We start from the raw sequence: 17,644 nt of genomic DNA on the forward strand, positions 1-17,644 counted from the left end.
GGTTACCCCTTCCGTTGCCGGGTGGGGGCGGCGTCTTGCGTGCTGGTCGTCAGGGGCGAGGCGCCGCCGATGGCCTTGTAGAATGTGATCAGGGCAAGCGCTTCGGCTTCCTGCGCCTCGGCCAGCTGCTTGCGCTGCGCCAGGACGCGCATCGCCGAGCCAATCGACTTGGATCCGTCGCTCAGGCCTTCCCGTTCGAGGACCGTGGTTGCGGAGCGCATTTTTTGCGCGGATGCCAGATTCGCATTCAGTTGCCGGGTCGTGGCATGAACGGCCGACCACGCCCGCAGCGCGGATGATGCTTCCTCATAGGCAACAAGAACACTCTGCCGGTAGGCCGCAACAGCTTCGTCGAACAGAGCCTGCCGTGCCGCAACGACGTCGCGCCGCCGTCCCTGATCGAAAACCGGAATTTGAACCGACGGCCCGCCCATGATGCCGAATGGCGAACCGTTGGACGGACCGCCAACACCGACAATGCCGCTCAGGCGGAGTTTTGGGTAGAGGTCGGCCTGGGCGATGCCGATATCGGCGGCAGCACGCACGGTTGCAAGCTCGGCCCGCCGGACATCCGGACGGGCGCGCAGGAGGTCCGCCGGACGGCCTGTGACGGGGTCGAGCCGGGCGACGGGTTGAGGTTTTGTGTGCTGCAGGGAGGTGTCGATCTGCGTGGTCCCGAGAAGGGTGGCAATCTGCTGCAGGGTGATGTCGATCTGTGTCTGGAACCGGGCCTGTTCCGCCTTCGCATCGCCAAGGCTTATCCGGGATTCCTCTGCGTCCGATGCGGCGGCAAGGCCGGAACGGTATTTGACCGCGGCAAGCTTGCCATCGCGCTCGATCAGGGCAAGCGAGGCGCGGGCGATCGCCTCGCGCTCCTGCAGCGCGCGCAGGCGCACGTAAGCGCTGGCAATTTCGGCGGCAACAGCGATGCGTGCGGCTTCGACATCCTCGGCGACCATATCGGCGGATGCCTTGGCTGCCCGCTGCGTGTTCTCGCTCAAGCCAAACAGGCCAAGCTCCCAGCCCACTTCAAGGTTGAGCTGAACCGGTCGGCGCAGCAGTTCCTGCGATTTGGTCGAACCCGTTCCGGCATTGGCTGTGCCCGATACATCGGCGGTGGGCATGAAAAGTGTTCTTGATGTCCGCGCCATTGTTCGCGCGGCGACAAGCTGCTGCTTCGCCTGGACGATGGTGAGGTTCTGTCCAAGCGAACGCACGACGAGCCCGCTCAGGACCGGATCGCCGAACGTCTGCCACCAGTCGCGCAGGTCCCGCTGCCGGCCAGCAGGCATCTTCGCGGCGGCCGCATAGCGCGCCGGCAGGCTTGGCGCCGAGAGAGCCAAGCCCGATGCATCATTCTGGCAAGCGGTCAGCATCGCCGCACCGGTAAGGACGCAGATGGTCTTCACGCACGCATGGCGACAGAAAAATGGGGTAAGGGGCAATGTCAAATCTCACGCACGCGACCTTGGACCGGGCACCCGGTATTTCGGGCACAGCCATGGTCGTGGAAGCCGCGGGAACGAACGTTTTTCCCAATCGCGCTCGGTGTTGTAACTGCAGGCATTGCTTCTCACATCCAATTGTCCGCGCATCGTTGCATGCGAGGATTGCGGGAACATGATGGAGCGGTTACCCAGGCGCGGATTTTGGCTTGAAAAACTGCCGTTTCAGGGTGTGTGTTTCGCCCCGGCACCCCACCGCAGACCATCCATCAGCAGTTTCACCAAACGGCGGGAGCGCTCATGCCAGTCGGGAGCATCGGGAATGGAATAGATGGTGAAGAGGGCATGCAGCAGGTCTGTGCTGTCGATGTCCCGCCGGATGAGATTCTGATGTGCGGCCGCTTCCACGAGATTGCGCAGGGCGACGGAAACCATGCCGGAACTCTCGGCAAAAAGTTCGGAGTTCGTGTTGACCAGCATGCGCAGGCTGTTTGCCATGCCTCTTTTGGCAGCGATATAGCCGACAAACCGCTGCATCCACTCCTCGAGAGCCACATCCGGCGCATGGCTCAGGGACAATTCGCCCGCTGCCGCACAGAGACTCTCGACTTCGCGGCGGTAAACCACTTCGACGAGATGTTCGCGCGTCGGGAAATGACGGTAGAGTGTGCCGATGCCAACACCGGCGCGCCGCGCGATGTCTTCGAGGGAGCCTTCAATGCCACGTTCCGAGAAAACCGCTGCCGCGACTTCGAGCAGCTTTTCCCGGTTGCGGCGCGCATCGGCGCGCATGCCCTTGGCTGCCGACGGGGTTGGCTCGGAATTTTCTGGCGGCTTGGCAACCAAAATCTGCTCCACGCTCATGTGGGCTTGACCACGAGCAACAAGGTCTTAAGATAAGCGGAGGCCCCTCCGTTTAAGTGGAGTCCGTTTGCCTTCTTATCGCAGAATCGGTGCCGGTGTCATGTCTCTCATACGCATAGGCTGGTTTTGAACTTTCTGGCAGGCGGCAGGTGTCCGTATCCCGGGCCGCCGACTGAATCTGCATCCGCTACAGCAGGAGCAATAGAATGACCGGAACAATCGACTTGAAGCTGAACATCAATGGCAGGGAGCAGACGCTTGCCGTCGAGCCGCGTGTGACGCTGCTGGACGCCCTGCGCGAGCATATTGGTCTGACCGGAACCAAGAAGGGCTGCGATCAGGGACAGTGCGGCGCCTGCACCGTTCATATCGATGGCAAACGCGTGCTCGCCTGCCTGACGCTTGCCGCTCAGGCCGAGGGCCGCGCGATCACCACGATTGAAGGCATCGCTGCAGAAGATGGCGAATTGCATCCTGTCCAGGCAGCCTTTCTCGAGCATGATGCTTTTCAGTGCGGTTATTGCACGCCGGGACAGATCATGTCGGCGGTCGCCTGCATTCGCGAAGGACATGCGGGATCAGACAACGAGATTCGTGAATATATGTCGGGCAACCTGTGCCGGTGCGGGGCCTATTCCCATATCGTGGCTGCTGTCCGTGAAGCTGCGGAGGCCGCATCATGAAGAATTTCACCTATCTGCGTGCAGGTTCGGCGGACGAGGCGCGCACGGCCGCAGCGCTTGCCGGGAGCATGATCCTGGCCGGTGGCACCACATTGCTTGATCTTGCCAAATGCGGGGTTGCAGAACCGGACACCGTCATCGATATCACGCATCTCACTGGTCTTGACCGCATAGAGGTCGACGGGACCCGGGCATCGATCGGATCGCTTGCCCGCATGAGCGCGGTGGCCGATCATCCCGCAATGCAGGAGGCCTTTCCGGCCGTCACGCAATCGCTGGCGCTGGCGGCCTCCGCGCAAATCCGCAACATGGCGACCATTGGCGGCAACCTGCTGCAGCGCACGCGCTGTCCCTATTTCCGTGATGCGGCCGTTTTTCCCGCCTGCAACAAGCGCAGTCCCGGCTCCGGGTGCACTGCCCTTGGCGGCGTGACCCGCAATCACGCGGTTCTGGGAACGAGCGACGCCTGCATTGCCACCTATCCGGGCGATCTGGCTGTCGCGCTGGTTGCCTTTGATGCGGTTGTGCATCTGGGAAGCCGCGCAATACCGGTCGATGACTTCTTCCTGCTGCCCGGCAATCATCCGGATCGCGAACACACCATGGAGCGCGGCGAAATCATCACGTCCGTGACAATACCGCTATCAGCCGCCGCGCGACACTCCACTTACCTCAAGGTCCGCGACCGGCAGTCCTATGAGTTCGCTGCCGCCAGCGCCGCTGTCGGGCTGGAACTGGATGCCGACGGAAGGACGGTTCGCGATGTGCGCATAGCCCTTGGGGGCGTTGCAACGAAGCCGTGGCGGGCTCGCGCGGTGGAGGCGGCATTGATCGGCAAGGTGCTGGAACCGGAGCTGGTCCGTCAGGCCAGTCTGCTGTCCATGCAAGGCGCCGCTGATCATGGCGCGAACCACTACAAGATCGATCTCGCCCCGCGTGTGATCACCCGCGCCGTCCTGCAACTGGGAGGTCTGGCATGACTTTCATCAATCCAAAGGCCAAACACGGCGATGCATCCGACGGCAATCTCGGCGGACGCCTGTCAAGGCTCGATGGCCCCGCTAAAATCACCGGCAGTGCGACCTACGCCGTCGAACATCAGATCGAGGGGCTGGTCTATGCCGTAACGGTGCAGAGCACGATTGCAGCCGGTATCGTAACATCCGTTGATGCCAAGGCTGCCGAAGCATCGCCGGGCGTGCTCCTGGTGTTGACGCCCGACAATATCATGCCGCTGAAGTCAGCGACGACATGGGCCGGTACGCCCGGCCCCGAAGGTCCGTTTCTGGCGCTACCGAGGATTGTGAGTTTCAATGGCCAGCACATCGCTGCCGTTGTGGCCGAAACCCTGGAGCAGGCCACGGCCGCCGCCGCCCTGATCAGGGTCACCTATGAGGAAAAGGAGCATGTTTACGGCCTCGACGACCCCAGGGCCGGGGACGGGGTGCCGATCGAGCGCATGACGATGTCCCGGGGCGATGCCGAGAAGGCACTGGCCGAGGCTCCGGTGCGGATCGAACAGGAATACCGGACGCCGCGCGAATACAATGTTGCCATCGAACCGCACGGCATCATCGCGCAGTGGGAGGCAGACAGCCTCACGCTATGGGAGCCAAGCCAGTGGATCGACGGCATGGCCCGTTCCTACGCTGAATGGTTCGACATACCGTTCGAGAATGTCCGCATGATCTCGCCCTATATCGGCGGCGGTTTCGGCTCGAAGGCGCTGTCACTGCCGCATGGCGCCGTTGCCGCGATTGCCGCGCGGATGCTTGGCAAACCGGTGAAGCTTGTGGTCACGCGTCCGCAAACCTTCACCGCCTATGGCGGCCGTCCCGCCACCCGTCAGACATTGGCCATTGGGGCAACCAGGGAGGGCAAACTCCTTTCCATCGTGCAGCGCGGCGTCAACGAGACATCGATGCTCGGCGTTGCGGTCGAGCCGCTCGGTTCTGTCACCGCGATCATGTATGCGGTGCCCAATTTCAGCTCGCGGCAGAATGTCATTCCGCTCAACACGGTCACCCCGGGTGCCCTGCGGGCACCGGGAGAAAATCCCAGCGCGTTCGGCATTGAATCGGCGATCGATGAGCTTGCCTATGAAGTGGGCATCGATCCCCTGCAGATCCGCCTGCTGAACTATGCCGAGGAAGATCCGGAGGCGAAAATTCCCTGGTCGACTCGCCGGCTGCGGGAGGCCTTCGCCGCAGGCGCGGAAGCCTTCGGCTGGTCAAAGCGCTCGCCGGCGCCGCGTTCGATGCGCGAAGGCAACCAGCTGATCGGCTGGGGTGTCGCGGCAGGGACCTATCCGGTGCGGCGCACACCCGGTGAGGCGCTGGTCCGCATTCTTGCCGATGGCACGGCGGAGGTCGCGAGCAGCAGCATCGATATGGGGCAGGGAACCTATACGATCCTTGCCCAGACTGCCGCTGAGGTTCTGGGTATTCCGGTTGACCGGGTTCGCGTGAAACTCGGAGACTCCGCCTTGCCCCGGGCGCCGGTTGCCGGCGGCTCGCAACTTGCCAACCTGATGACGGGCGCTGTCCACAAGGCAGCCCACGCGGCACGCGATGAACTGATCGGTCTCGCGCTCAATCATCCGAGTTCGCCTTTTCTCGATCAGCAGACCAATACCATGACCATTGCCGATGGCGTGATTTCGACGCCGCGCAGCGAAAAGCCCAATATTTCCATCGCCGATTTCATGCGTGTCATCGGGCAGGAAAAGGTCGAGGCGTTGCGCGATACCCTGCCGGAGGACAAGAAGAACACCCAGGACCGCTACAACAACTTCACCACCATGATGGCGATGAAGCCGCCGACGGAAGGCGGCTACTCCCTGCACAGCTGGTGCGCGCATTTTGTCGAGGTGCGGGTTGATGCGGATTTCGGCACCGTGCGTGTCTCGCGCATGGTTTCGGCGCTTGATTCAGGCCGCCTGTACAATCCCAAGCTGGCGGAAAGCCAATGGCGGGGCGGCATCATCATGGGCATCGGCCAGGCGTTGCTGGAGGAGGGCGTCGTCGATCCGCGCTACGCCCGCGTGATCAACAACAATCTCGGCGATTATCTCGTGGCGACCAATGCGGATATCCCGGATCTGCAGGTGATCTCCGTGGGTATCCCCGATCATCATGCTTCCGTGCTCGGCGGCAAGGCTGTGGGAGAATTGCCGATCGTCGGTGTGGCCCCGGCCATAGCGAACGCGGTTTTTCATGCCACGGGAAAACGCATCCGGGACCTGCCGATCACTCTCGACAAGCTTCTGTAAGGCCTGTCCGCAAACAGGAACCCATCTGACAATATGTGTTTCGCGCATGCATGGCGCGAAACACGCTCGTTTGAGCATATTCCTGCGCAGATAGGCGGTCATTGGCAAAACAATGCCTCCTCTCGAAACCGATCTTCTCTACCTTGCAGCGGCGGCGGCGTAATGGCATGGCTGGAAAGCATCTGCCACGGCGTTGCCACGCCGGTAGACATGTAAGATCGATTGTTGGTGAGAGGAAACCTGTTCAATGCCTGGCCCCTATGTTGTGCGCGTTCATGGTGACGAAGACCTTCCGGAAAAGGTGGATGTGGTCGTTGTCGGCGGCGGTATCATAGGAGCCTCGACGGCGCTCGAACTGGCCGAACGGGGCCTCAAGGTGGCGCTGTGCGAAAAAGGCGGCATCGGCCAGGAACAATCCAGCCGCAATTGGGGATGGGTGCGCATATCGCGCCGTGACCCGCGCGAAGTGCCGCTGATGGCGGAGGCGCTGCGCCTGTGGTCCGGTTTTGATCAGCGGCTTGGCCGCGATACCGGGTATAGGCGCGCCGGCATTCTGTTCACGGCGCCGGACGACAAATCCTACGAGGAAAATGAGCGCTGGCTGCAGAATCTGGAAGGTTATCAGCTGGAAAGCCGCATGATCAGCGGCAAGGAGCTCGACGATCTTCTGCCGGGCGGACATCTGCCCCTGAAAGGTGCCCTGTATACGCCCGTCGATGGGCGGGCTGAGCCGCAGAAGGCGGCACCCGCCATCGCTGAAGCGGCGCGCGACAAAGGCGCATCCATCCTCACGGAATGCGCGGTGCGGGGCATCGAAACAACCGGCGGCAAGATATCCGGCGTTGTCACGGAACGGGGGACAATCGGATGCAGCGCGGTGGTGCTCGCCGGCGGCGCGTGGTCCAATCTGTTTTGCGGCCTCTATGGCATCGACCTGCCGCAACTCAAGGTGCTGAACACCGTCATCCGCACCAAGCCGTTGCAGGGAGGCCCGGAAACGGCGCTCTGGTCCAAGGATTTTGCCATCCGCAAGCGTCAGGACGGGGGATATACTATTGCCTCCGGCCATGAAAACATTGTCGATATCGTGCCGAAATCATTCCGCTATGCGCGGCAGTTCCTGCCGGCGCTGAAACTGGAATGGGATTCCTTGTCCTTTCGCTTCGGCGGCCGCTTCTTTGATGAGGCGCGCATTCCGGCCAAATGGAAAATGGATGAGGCGAGCCCGTTCGAGTATCACCGGGTCCTTGATCCCAAACCATCGCTCGATCTGTCGAACCGCTTTTTCGACAGCCTCAAAGCGGCATTTCCCGTGTTCAATCAGGCGGAGATCGCCCAGCGCTGGGCCGGCTATATCGACGCCACGCCTGATGCTATACCTGTCATTTCGGCCGTCGACGAAATCCCCGGCTTTCACATCGCCACGGGCTTTTCCGGCCATGGGTTCGGCATAGGACCGGCTGCCGGGCGTTTGATGGCCGATATCGTGACCGGGCGCACGCCGGTGGTGGACGCGGCGGCTTTCCGGTTTTCCCGTTTCAGTGACGGGTCCAAGATAACGCCGATCACCGGATTTTGAGTGTGGTGCACAATGACCAATGCAACGGCAGTTTCAAAAAAGCGCGCACTGTGGTCGCGTATTCTTACAGAGGCGGCGGCGGTGAGCGAGCGCGAACCGACGCTTTCCTCGTTTCTGCAGCATGCGGTATTGCGCTTCGACAATCCTGAGGATGCGCTGTGCCAGCAGCTGGCGGATGTTCTCGCCAGCCCTGTCGTGACAAGCGAAAAACTATGGGATCTGTTCAGCGGCGTGCTGAAAGAGAACCGGGCGGTGCTGTCCGGAATGGAGGCGGATGTCAGCGCCGTCCTTGAGCGCGATCCCGCCACCAGGAGCGCATTGCATGTGCTGCTCTATCTCAAGGGGTTCCACGCGATCCAGGTCCACCGGTTTGCCCATCATTTGTGGAATACGGGCCGGGAGGATATGGCTGCTTTCCTGCAATCGCGATCGTCACGTGTTCTGCAGGTCGACATTCATCCCGCCGTGCGCATAGGAAAGGGCGTGTTCTTTGATCATGCCACCGGCATCGTGGTCGGCGAAACCGCCGTGATCGAAGACAATGTTTCCATTCTGCAGGGCGTGACGCTGGGCGGTACGGGGAAGGACACCGGAGACCGGCATCCCAAGGTGCGCCATGGCGTTCTCATCGGTGCCAGTGCCACCGTTCTTGGCAATATCGAGATCGGCGTCAATTCCAAGATCGGCGCCGGTTCGGTTGTCCTGAAATCCGTCGAGAACAGGAAAACGGTGGCAGGTGTTCCCGCCAAGGTCATCGGCGGCGTGCAGGAAAGGGAGCCAGCCCGTTCCATGAACCAAATTCTTTATGATGTCGGGCTCTGAACCCTGCGGAGGAGGATGGGGCTATTCCGCCGGATTGTCGTTGGCTATTCCGCGCCTGTCGGGTTCTTTCAGCCGCGTCATCGAGAATTTCAGGACATTTTGCACGACATCCAGTTCATGACGGCCGGCGGGCGTCGCACCGCGGGCATCTTCGGTGAGTTTCAACATTTTCCGGAACAATTCGCGAATTTCGAATTCGGACAATGGAGCCATTGTTTGAATGTCTTCGATACGCATCGGTGTGTTGTCGCCGTGTCCATGCATCAGGATTCCCATTGAAATCCTTTTCAGCCGGGGTGTCTGGACATGAGTTTCTTCAAGTCGCGCAAGAATTGAAAATTATTACCGCCACAATCGCGTTGCATTCGGGCGGGTCAAACCGGTGCTTTGACCACTATTGAGATGGCAGTTAACTGCTCCCGTCATTTTTGAACAATGACATTGCAATATGCCTATTCATTGCACTTGACCCCATTGCGCAATCTGAAACATAGTCGGGAGGCGGATGGTTCCAAGGAAAAACACCGGTTCGATTGCCGGTGAAAATCAACATCCGCACGTGGGGGCGGGCATGACGATACAGGGCAAAACACCATTCGGGTCAGCCAGATCCTGATGCGCACCTTTGTGTTTCTGGGGATATTCTTTCTATTCTGGATTACCACGACTCCATTTCCCGATTTGAGCGCTGTCATCAATCCCGCCGATCCGCGCTCCGACGCGCTCTATCAGGTGGTGATGCTGCTCCTCTCCGCCATGCTGCTCTTCTTCGGTTTGCGACACCCCCTCCGGCGAATGATCCTGCAGCCAGCCGCTCTGCTTTCGGCAATTTTCATCTGGTATATCTTCGTTTCAATCCTGTCGCTTCACCCGGACGTTGCCGTGAAAAGGGCCATTCTTGGCGCTCTGGTTTGCATGAACGCGAGCATATTCCTGCTCCTGCCAAAATCGGAGCGGCATTTTGCGGCACTTTTGAGTTTGGCCACCCTGGTGATGCTGGGGTTCGCCTACTGGGGCGTCACGGTCTGGCCGCAATATGCGATTCACAATATCGGTGATTTTGCCGAACGGGAACTGGCAGGCGATTGGCGCGGTCAGTTCTCGCACAAGAACATCACCGCGGGCGTGATGGTCATATCGGTCTTCTTTGGCCTGTACGCATGGTCATCCCATCTGCGCCTGAGAGCCGTTGTCATTGTCGTCCTGTCAACGTACTTCCTGTTCAGGACCGGTGGTAAAACCTCCTCGGCAGCTTTGCCGGCCACACTTGTTCTCGCAGCTTTGTTCGAGCGTTTGCGGTCGCTGCGTTTTCTCATCGTCCTGGGCGGAATCATCGCCATCAACTTCGTCACGGTCGGCGCGGCTTTTCTCGAGCCGGTGCGCGAGATGCTGGCCTCCTTTGGAATAGACCCGACATTCACGACACGCACCGATATTTGGAGGCTTGCGATCAATGCGGTGGCGCGCCAGCCGATCACCGGATACGGCTTTGACGTGTTCTGGGGGTCTCCTGAACTGATTTATGGCGGCGGCCAGATCGAAAGCGGAGCGTTGAACGCGGGAACCGCCCACAATGGCTATGTCGATACGCTCGTTTCAGCCGGAATTCCCGGCCTCATACTCATCTTCGTCTGGCTGTTGATTCTGCCGATCCTTTATATCGAGCGGGCAGAAGAACAGGGAGGAAACCCGCATCTGACGCGCCTTTTCTCCCGTATCTGGCTCTACGTGATTTTTGCGAGCTGTACGGACACCCTTTTCTTCCAGAATCGCAATCCGGTCTGGTTCGCGCTGCTCATTGCCGTCTTTGGCCTGCGTTTTCAGGCCAAGTCGGACATGATCGAGAGTGCCGTGCCAAGGGTGGCAACGGGTGCCTTGTCGGCGCAGCCCACGTAAACCATCCCGATAGCCGACGAAGTTTCATGACAATCCGTCGGGCTGACGCGCCCCGCTCGCGCTTCGGTACTTGGCATTCTCGCTATCCTTCCGTGACTGATTTCCCTCGGCGGCTGCCCGCAACCGGGCGCTTTGTGGTGACTCAAAACCGTCTTGTTATTTGTATTACTATATTATAGTAATACGCTGGAGGTCTGGGAGGATCTTGTAAATTTGACCAATTTCGGGAGGAGACGTCATGATTTCCATGAAGAGAATTCTGCTTGCCAGCACGGTTGCCATGTTGTGCGCTGGTGCTGCGCATGCGGCTGATTTGACAGTCGGTTTTTCACAGATCGGCTCGGAGTCGGGCTGGCGTGCGGCGGAAACATCCGTGTCGAAGATCGAAGCCAAGAAACGCGGCGTCGATCTCAAAATTGCCGATGCCCAGCAGAAGCAGGAAAACCAGATCAAGGCGATCCGCGGCTTCATTGCACAAGGTGTCGACGCCATCTTCATCGCCCCGGTCGTGGCGACAGGGTGGGACACTGTTCTTGCCGAAGCCAAGGAAGCCAAGATCCCGGTCATTCTTTTGGACCGCACCATCGAAACAGCCAATGACGGTCTCTATTTGACTGCGGTTACGTCCGATACTGTCCACGAAGGCAAGGTTGCCGGCGAATGGCTGGTCAAAGCGGTGGCCGGTAAGGACTGCAAGGTAGTTGAATTGCAGGGAACGGTTGGTTCAAGTCCTGCCATCAACCGCAAGAAGGGTTTCGAGGACGGAATCGCCTCGGCCTCCAATATCAAGATTACCCGCAGCCAGACCGGCGACTTTACCCGCTCCAAGGGCAAGGAAGTCATGGAAGGCTTTCTCAAGGCGGAGAACGGCGGCAAGAATATCTGCGCTCTCTACGCGCACAATGACGACATGGCCGTTGGTGCGATCCAGGCAATCAAGGAAGCCGGGTTGAAGCCGGGCAAGGACATTCTCGTCGTGTCTGTCGATGCGGTGCCGGATATTTTCAAGGCGATGTCCGAAGGGGAAGCGAACGCAACGGTGGAACTGACCCCGAACATGGCGGGACCAGCCTTTGATGCCTTGAAGGCATTCAAGGACAGCGGAAAAGCCCCGCCAAAGTGGATACAGACGGAATCGAAGCTCTACACACAGGCCGATGACCCGAAGAAGGTCTACGAGGAAAAGAAGGGCCTGGGATACTGATCAGGATCACCGTGCCAGCCGTCCCGTTGGGGCGGCTGGTCACTGATCGGAAATCCGCTGATGGGGAGACGGCGCAATGACGGACAAACCCGGTCTTCTTGCGGTAGAGGGCATTTCCAAATCATTTGTTGGTTTCAAAGCGTTGGATGGCGTTGATTTCACCGTCAGGCCGGGGGAAATCCACGCGCTTCTCGGCGAAAATGGCGCTGGGAAATCAACGCTGATCAAAGTGCTGACTGGTGTTCACCAGCCGGATGCCGGCGTGATCAAAATCGACGGGCAACCGGTGGCCATGCGCGATACACAGCATGCTCAATATCTCGGTATCGGTACGGTTTACCAGGAAGTGAATCTGCTGCCCAATATGTCCGTTGCCGATAATCTCTTCATCGGGCGCCAGCCAATGCGGTTCGGTTTCGTCAACCGCAAGCTGATGGAAAAACAGGCGCGGGAATTGCTGGCGCAATATGACTTGCATCTGGATGTTTCGTCCGATTTGTCCCGTTATTCCGTTGCGGTGCAGCAGCTCGTGGCAATCGCCCGCGCTGTCGATATGTCGGGGCGCGTTCTTGTCCTTGATGAACCGACCGCCAGTCTTGACCGCCATGAGACCGAAATCCTGTTCGCCATACTCCGCCAGTTGCGCGCCCGCGACTTTGGTATTGTTTTCATTACACATTTCCTCGATCAGGTCTATGAAATCTGTGACCGGGTCACGGTCCTGCGCAATGGAAAGCTGGCCGGCAGCGCTTTGACTGCGGAACTTCCAAAGATCGATCTGGTTTCCCTGATGCTTGGACGGGCATTGGCGGTCGCAACGCACAATACGCGCCATGACCGGCCGGTCCCCGCCATCAAGCCGTTCTCCTTCAAGGGACTTGGACGCAGCCGCAGCATTGCGCCGTTCGATCTCGATATTGGTGAAGGTGAAGTGATCGGGATGGCCGGGCTTTTGGGATCGGGACGCACGGAGACCGCCAAAATCCTGTTCGGAATCGACGCCGCGGACACGGGGCATATCCGCATAGACGGACGTCCCGTGCTCATCCGCACACCGCAGGACGCCGTGGCCTGCGGGTTCGGGCTGTGCCCGGAAGATCGCAAGTCCGACGGGATCATAGGCGACCTTTCCGTGCGCGAGAATATTTGCCTGGCATTGCAGGCCCAGAAAGGCTGGTTCAACCGACTGTCGAGCCGTGAGCAGATCGGCCTGGCCGACACATTCGTCAAGGCGCTCGATATCCGCACCACGGATATTGAGAAGCCGATCAAATTTCTATCCGGCGGCAACCAGCAGAAGGTTATTCTTGCCCGCTGGCTTGCAACCAATCCCCGGTTTCTCATTCTCGACGAGCCGACGCGCGGTATCGATGTGGGCGCGCATGCGGAGATCATCGCGCTGATCAACCGGCTTTGCGACGATGGCATGGCGCTGCTTGTCATCTCCTCGGAGATTGAGGAAATCGTTGCCTACAGCACCCGTGTGGTTGTCTTGCGGGATCGCGCGCATCGCGGCGAAATTTCCGGTGACGATATCACGACATCAAACATCATGCAGATGATTGCTGCTGAATCTGAAGGGGCCCCTGCATGATCCGTCTGAATACTGCAGCCTTGACGAAAGCCATGCCGCAGCTGCTTTCGCTGATGCTCATCCTGTTTCTCAATTATCTGGCATTTCCCGGATTTTTCGAAATACGCCTTCAGGACGGCCGGCTGTTCGGCAGCCTGATCGATGTCCTCAATCGCGGGGCTCCGGTGATCATTCTGGCGATCGGCATGACTGCTGTCATCGCCAGCCGCGGTGTCGATCTTTCGGTCGGCGCTGTCATGGCCGTCTCGGGCGCGCTGGCCGCAACGATGACCGTCGCCGGTTATCCCCTGCCTGTCGTCATTGTTGCCGCCCTCGGCACGGGTCTGGCGTGCGGCCTGTGGAACGGCATTCTCGTCGCCTATTTCGACCTGCAACCCATCGTGGCGACCTTGATCCTCATGGTGGCTGGCCGCGGCATTGCGCAGCTGATCACCGAGGGTTCGATTGTCACCTTCACCGAGCCCGGCCTGATCTTCTTTGGGACGGGCTCCTTTACCGGCATTCCCATGCCCATCCTGATCGCGGTCTCGCTTCTCGTCCTGGCGATTGCCGTGGTCCGGCGCACGGCAATCGGGCTGCTGATCGAATCGATCGGCATCAATCGAAGCGCAAGCAGCTATGCCGGACTGAACAGCAAACTGCTGCTGCTCGTCATCTACGGGTTTTGCGGGTTCTGCGCTTCACTGGCCGGGATCATCATTGCCGCGGATATTCGCGGTGCCGATGCCAACAATGCGGGTCTCTGGCTGGAACTGGATGCAATTCTCGCGGTTGTCGTCGGCGGGACGTCACTGTTTGGCGGCCGCTTTTCCATTCTCATGTCGGCGCTTGGCGCAGTCATCATTCAGGCGATGAACACGGGGATATTGCTGTCCGGCTTCCCGCCCGAATACAATCTCATCCTGAAAGCGCTGGTCATCATTGTCATCCTGCTGGCGCAGTCATTTTCATCCCTGGGCGGCTGGGCATTTCTCAAGGGGGAATTCCGCTCAAAGGGGGGAAAGAGACAATGAACACACGCCTTTTGCCCCTTTGTGCCACACTGCTCATCTGCCTCATTGCGTATGCTGCCTGTGTTTTCCAGTTTCCGGCGATGTTCTCGACCCGTGTTGCCGGCAATCTGCTGACGGACAATGCCTTTCTGGGAATTGCCGCTGTCGGCATGACGTTCGTCATTCTTTCCGGCGGCATTGACCTCTCTGTGGGATCGGTGATTGCCTTTACCGGCGTGCTTCTGGCCGTCCTCATCACGCATTACGGCGTTCATCCGCTGATTGCCTTTGCAATTGCGCTTTTGATCACCACGGCTTTCGGGGCAAGCATGGGCGCGATCATCCATTACCTTGAAGTGCCGTCCTTCATCGTCACGCTGGCTGGCATGTTTCTGGCACGGGGCATGTGCTTCGTGATGACAACGGATTCAATCCCGATCGATCACCCGTTCTATACGGCATTGCAGGGGCTGTTCTACCGGTTGCCAGGCGGCGGACGGCTGACCTTCATCGGTTGCCTCATGGTGCTGGTGTTTTTGGTCGGTATCGTCGTTGCGCATTTCAGCAAGTTCGGTTCCTACATCTATGCGGTGGGCGGAAACCGCACGTCGGCCGAGCTGATGGGCGTGCCGGTTGCCAGGACCACGATCGGCATCTATGCGATGTCGGGCTTCCTGTCGGGGCTCGCCGGAATTGTCTTTTCGCTTTACACTTCTGCGGGTTATTCGCTCGCCGCCGTCGGCGTCGAACTCGATACCATCGCGGCAGTGGTGATCGGGGGGACATTGCTGACCGGGGGCGTCGGCTATATCGCCGGTACATTCATCGGCGTGATCATCCAGGGGATTATCCAGACTTACATCGTCTTTGATGGAACCCTGTCCAGTTGGTGGACAAAAATCGTTGTCGGTGTCCTTCTCTTCTCGTTCATTGCCTTGCAACGCATATTGGTGTTCCTGTCACTGAAGAGAACAACGGCAACCAGTGGGGGGTGATTTGCCACGCAACGACCTTACAAATTACGATTTCCGGACGGCAGGCCATTCGCACACGCATCACGGCCACGTCATGCGCGCGCTCGGCTTGCGCATCATCAGCGGTGACTACGCGGAGAACAGCATTCTGCCGGGTGACGCCGAGCTGTTCGAGCGCTTCGGCGTATCGCGGACGGTGCTGCGCGAAGCACTGAAGACGCTGGCGGCCAAAGGCCTGATTCAGCCGCGCGCCAAGATTGGCACACGTGTGCTCGAGCGCTCGCATTGGAATCTGTTCGATCCGGACATTCTGGTCTGGCATTTCGAGGCCGGCCCCACGCCGGAATTCCTGTCGAGCCTTCTGGAAATGCGTCTGGCGCTCGAACCCGAAGCGGCGGGCCTCGCCGCGCGCCGCAGAACGGCCGCTCAGCTTGAAATACTCTATAAATGGGTCGACAGGATGGGTGAGGCGGGCCAAGCCGCATCCAGTTTCGTTGACAGCGACCTGCAATTTCATATTGCCATTGCCGATGCGTCCCACAATCCCTTCATGCGCTCGATCAGCGCGCTGATCGAGGTGGCCTTGGTGACCACGTTCACGATCAGCTCGCCGATCCCGAATCCCGAGCGCCACAGCTATTCGGTGGCGCGCCACAGGGCCATTGCCGATTCGATCAGGGACCGCAATGTGAGCGCTGCCAAAAAGGCCATGCGCGGGGTCATCGAGGATGGTGCAGAACGCGTTCTTGCCGCGACAAAGGGCGTGCAGAACGCCGATTGATGCCGTCAGCGCTTCCCGGCCACCCCCGATGACAGCACCGGGGGCATCGCCATAGAATGGGGTCGTTCCGCAAGCATGCTCGCGATATCGCGATCATCCTCGACGATCAGGATTCGAGCCGGAATGTTCAGCGATAACATCGCCCGATTGGCCCATTTCCGGCGACCTGAATCACCACGCCATATATTCAGTTATGTTTCGACGGGGGAAATGGTGTGGCTGGCGGTCCGGTATTGGCGCTTCAGACAGATAAAGCTGCAGGTCCCGACTATAAACCCATTCGTTTTCGGCCAAGACCATTTTCTTTTGCCAGAGCAGAGCGCCTGGTCGAATAATTGGGTGCAACCATCGGATAAGAGGAGTCCAGGCTCCATTTTTCGCGGTAGGCTTCCGGCGTCAATCCATACTCGTTCATAATGTGTCGCTTCAACGTTTTGAACTTCTTTCCGTCATCCAGGCATATGATGTAGTCGGCCAATATCGATTTGTTCGGATTGACGGCTGGTGCAGCCTTTTGCGCTAGAGGAAGCGGCGCATGTTCAAGCGCAACTTTGTCAAGCGCGGCGTGAATTTCCGTAATGATCTTTGGCAATTCAGTCCAGGGTATCGAACTGCGCCGAACATAAGCCGCCGCCAATTTGGCTGACAATTCGACAAGCAGAACATTATGTTTCAATGTGTCATTCCGGTCGTCTTTCACGATGATCCTTTTGACTTTGTGTCTGTCGGATATATAAGTATTCGTTGAAGTACATTAAATTGAATTGGGTGAAAATTAAAGATTGAAGTGAAAAATATTCCAAAAACGGGGAGGCATTATGCAGCAATAAGGCGGCGTTGTTTTGTATTTTGATTTGATCCGAAGATTGCGCATTTCGACACATTCGCTTCATGCGAACGATAAGAATGGGAGAAAACAGCATGGCCATTTCACGTAAGGAAGAAGCGCGCGCTTTGAGTGCGGAAGAGCGAGTCCTCGTCGATAAATCGCACCATCCTGAGCTGCAGGACTTGAACGATGCGGAACTGGCCAATTTGGTCAAGCTGTTGCGTGGGCAGCGGGACAAAGCCCAAACGCAGGCGCATCGCCGTCGCCGCGAAATGCGTGGCAAAGCGGCGCCGAAGGGTGCAACTGCGTCGACCAAAGATGACGGTTCTCAATTGAAGGTTGCGGTCCTCGCCATGGCGATGCGTCGTCTCAACAATGAAATTGAACGCCGCCGTCGATTGACGGCAAGCATCGAACTGATTGAAAATGCCCGCAAGGCGTTGAACATGAAGCAAGGCGCAAGAAAAGACGCCGCTGAGCTGAACACGCGTCACGCGCATCAAGGTTTGCGGGTCATCGAAAACTCCAAGGTTGGAAGCTTAATTCGGCCAATGGAGCGCGGGCGGCTGCGGGCTGCGGCAAAGGTGGCGCAGGCGAAACGGGACGCGCGGTAACATCGAACGATCCTTTCCGGCAGGAATTGCTGAAGCATGCCATGGCCTCGTTGAGCGATGGAGTTCGTGCGTGGCAGGGTGCTGTTCTTGACACTG

The 17,644-nt window shown here is 58.9% G+C and carries 16 protein-coding genes; 12 read left to right on the plus strand and 4 right to left on the minus strand.

All coding sequences use genetic code 11. From position 1 onward, the window contains the following. Positions 1–2 precede the first annotated feature (2 nt). Positions 3–1,409 carry an efflux transporter outer membrane subunit gene (locus ACP7B1_RS22960; protein WP_346305375.1) on the minus strand — a complete coding sequence of 469 codons (1,407 nt, stop codon included), beginning with the start codon at positions 1,407–1,409 and terminating at the stop codon, positions 3–5. 261 nt (positions 1,410–1,670) lie between these two features. Continuing rightward, a complete protein-coding gene (locus ACP7B1_RS22965) occupies positions 1,671–2,309 on the minus strand; it encodes a TetR/AcrR family transcriptional regulator (RefSeq protein ID WP_403181356.1) in 639 nt (212 codons plus the stop codon). 206 nt (positions 2,310–2,515) lie between these two features. On the opposite strand from ACP7B1_RS22965, the gene ACP7B1_RS22970 reads away from it, so the two are divergent. From ACP7B1_RS22970 to cysE, 5 genes are all read left to right on the plus strand, one after another. Continuing rightward, entirely contained in the window at positions 2,516–2,992 is a 477-nt protein-coding gene (locus ACP7B1_RS22970; RefSeq protein WP_346305374.1) for a (2Fe-2S)-binding protein, read from the plus strand. Next, a complete protein-coding gene (locus ACP7B1_RS22975; RefSeq protein WP_346305373.1) occupies positions 2,989–3,972 on the plus strand; it encodes a xanthine dehydrogenase family protein subunit M in 984 nt (327 codons plus the stop codon). Before ACP7B1_RS22970 ends, ACP7B1_RS22975 begins: the two co-directional genes overlap by 4 nt. Beyond that, the gene (locus tag ACP7B1_RS22980) at positions 3,969–6,263 is read left to right on the plus strand and encodes a xanthine dehydrogenase family protein molybdopterin-binding subunit (RefSeq protein ID WP_346305372.1); all 2,295 of its coding nucleotides are present in this window, start codon (positions 3,969–3,971) and stop codon (positions 6,261–6,263) included. The genes ACP7B1_RS22975 and ACP7B1_RS22980 overlap by 4 nt, the downstream gene beginning before the upstream one ends. 247 nt (positions 6,264–6,510) lie before the next feature. Next, entirely contained in the window at positions 6,511–7,842 is a 1,332-nt protein-coding gene (locus ACP7B1_RS22985) for an NAD(P)/FAD-dependent oxidoreductase (RefSeq protein ID WP_426137274.1), read from the plus strand. A 12-nt stretch (positions 7,843–7,854) separates the two neighbouring features. Continuing rightward, positions 7,855–8,664 (plus strand): serine O-acetyltransferase, encoded by an 810-nt coding sequence (gene cysE / locus ACP7B1_RS22990; RefSeq protein WP_346305370.1) that lies wholly within the window; start codon positions 7,855–7,857, stop codon positions 8,662–8,664. Between the two features lie 21 nt (positions 8,665–8,685). Here cysE and ACP7B1_RS22995 read toward each other — a convergent pair whose 3' ends face one another. Then, positions 8,686–8,928 carry a hypothetical protein gene (locus ACP7B1_RS22995; protein ID WP_346305369.1) on the minus strand — a complete coding sequence of 81 codons (243 nt, stop codon included), beginning with the start codon at positions 8,926–8,928 and terminating at the stop codon, positions 8,686–8,688. A 351-nt stretch (positions 8,929–9,279) separates the two neighbouring features. Between ACP7B1_RS22995 and ACP7B1_RS23000 the strand changes: the two genes are divergently transcribed. The 6 genes from ACP7B1_RS23000 (at position 9,280) to ACP7B1_RS23025 (ending at position 16,105) form a co-directional block, all read left to right on the plus strand. Further along, on the plus strand, positions 9,280–10,560 hold the full coding sequence (locus ACP7B1_RS23000; protein ID WP_346305368.1) for an O-antigen ligase: 1,281 nt from the start codon (positions 9,280–9,282) through the stop codon (positions 10,558–10,560). 247 nt (positions 10,561–10,807) lie between these two features. Next, on the plus strand, positions 10,808–11,764 hold the full coding sequence (gene ytfQ, locus ACP7B1_RS23005) for a galactofuranose ABC transporter, galactofuranose-binding protein YtfQ (RefSeq protein WP_426137275.1): 957 nt from the start codon (positions 10,808–10,810) through the stop codon (positions 11,762–11,764). Positions 11,765–11,840: 76 nt separating this feature from the next. Beyond that, positions 11,841–13,358 carry a sugar ABC transporter ATP-binding protein gene (locus tag ACP7B1_RS23010; RefSeq protein ID WP_346305158.1) on the plus strand — a complete coding sequence of 506 codons (1,518 nt, stop codon included), beginning with the start codon at positions 11,841–11,843 and terminating at the stop codon, positions 13,356–13,358. Next, positions 13,358–14,371 (plus strand): ABC transporter permease, encoded by a 1,014-nt coding sequence (locus ACP7B1_RS23015; RefSeq protein WP_426137284.1) that lies wholly within the window; start codon positions 13,358–13,360, stop codon positions 14,369–14,371. The genes ACP7B1_RS23010 and ACP7B1_RS23015 overlap by 1 nt, the downstream gene beginning before the upstream one ends. Beyond that, a complete protein-coding gene (yjfF, locus tag ACP7B1_RS23020) occupies positions 14,368–15,345 on the plus strand; it encodes a galactofuranose ABC transporter, permease protein YjfF (protein ID WP_223615809.1) in 978 nt (325 codons plus the stop codon). The genes ACP7B1_RS23015 and yjfF overlap by 4 nt, the downstream gene beginning before the upstream one ends. Before the next feature lies 1 nt (position 15,346). Beyond that, entirely contained in the window at positions 15,347–16,105 is a 759-nt protein-coding gene (locus tag ACP7B1_RS23025) for a FadR/GntR family transcriptional regulator (RefSeq protein ID WP_426137276.1), read from the plus strand. A gap of 268 nt (positions 16,106–16,373) precedes the next feature. Here ACP7B1_RS23025 and ACP7B1_RS23030 read toward each other — a convergent pair whose 3' ends face one another. Beyond that, a complete protein-coding gene (locus tag ACP7B1_RS23030; protein WP_346305154.1) occupies positions 16,374–16,805 on the minus strand; it encodes a MucR family transcriptional regulator in 432 nt (143 codons plus the stop codon). Positions 16,806–17,026: 221 nt separating this feature from the next. Here ACP7B1_RS23030 and ACP7B1_RS23035 point away from each other — a divergent pair, with 221 nt between their 5' ends. Continuing rightward, the gene (locus ACP7B1_RS23035) at positions 17,027–17,548 is read left to right on the plus strand and encodes a hypothetical protein (RefSeq protein WP_346305153.1); all 522 of its coding nucleotides are present in this window, start codon (positions 17,027–17,029) and stop codon (positions 17,546–17,548) included. Positions 17,549–17,644: the final 96 nt, after the last annotated feature.

The organism is Phyllobacterium sp. SL163 (genome assembly GCF_049896885.1).
Taxonomy (GTDB): domain Bacteria; phylum Pseudomonadota; class Alphaproteobacteria; order Rhizobiales; family Rhizobiaceae; genus Phyllobacterium; species Phyllobacterium calauticae.

What these genes read in the sequence shown, in the direction of transcription:
- ACP7B1_RS22965 (WP_403181356.1), bottom strand. Translation starts at nt 2,309, where the DNA reads ATGAGCGTGGAGCAGATTTTGGTTGCCAAGCCGCCAGAAAATTCCGAG.
- ACP7B1_RS23035 (WP_346305153.1), top strand. Translation starts at nt 17,027, where the DNA reads ATGGCCATTTCACGTAAGGAAGAAGCGCGCGCTTTGAGTGCGGAAGAG.
- ACP7B1_RS22980 (WP_346305372.1), top strand. Translation starts at nt 3,969, where the DNA reads ATGACTTTCATCAATCCAAAGGCCAAACACGGCGATGCATCCGACGGC.
- ACP7B1_RS22995 (WP_346305369.1), bottom strand. Translation starts at nt 8,928, where the DNA reads ATGCATGGACACGGCGACAACACACCGATGCGTATCGAAGACATTCAA.
- ytfQ (WP_426137275.1), top strand. Translation starts at nt 10,808, where the DNA reads ATGAAGAGAATTCTGCTTGCCAGCACGGTTGCCATGTTGTGCGCTGGT.
- ACP7B1_RS22985 (WP_426137274.1), top strand. Translation starts at nt 6,511, where the DNA reads ATGCCTGGCCCCTATGTTGTGCGCGTTCATGGTGACGAAGACCTTCCG.
- yjfF (WP_223615809.1), top strand. Translation starts at nt 14,368, where the DNA reads ATGAACACACGCCTTTTGCCCCTTTGTGCCACACTGCTCATCTGCCTC.
- ACP7B1_RS22975 (WP_346305373.1), top strand. Translation starts at nt 2,989, where the DNA reads ATGAAGAATTTCACCTATCTGCGTGCAGGTTCGGCGGACGAGGCGCGC.
- ACP7B1_RS23000 (WP_346305368.1), top strand. Translation starts at nt 9,280, where the DNA reads ATGCGCACCTTTGTGTTTCTGGGGATATTCTTTCTATTCTGGATTACC.
- cysE (WP_346305370.1), top strand. Translation starts at nt 7,855, where the DNA reads ATGACCAATGCAACGGCAGTTTCAAAAAAGCGCGCACTGTGGTCGCGT.
- ACP7B1_RS22970 (WP_346305374.1), top strand. Translation starts at nt 2,516, where the DNA reads ATGACCGGAACAATCGACTTGAAGCTGAACATCAATGGCAGGGAGCAG.
- ACP7B1_RS23010 (WP_346305158.1), top strand. Translation starts at nt 11,841, where the DNA reads ATGACGGACAAACCCGGTCTTCTTGCGGTAGAGGGCATTTCCAAATCA.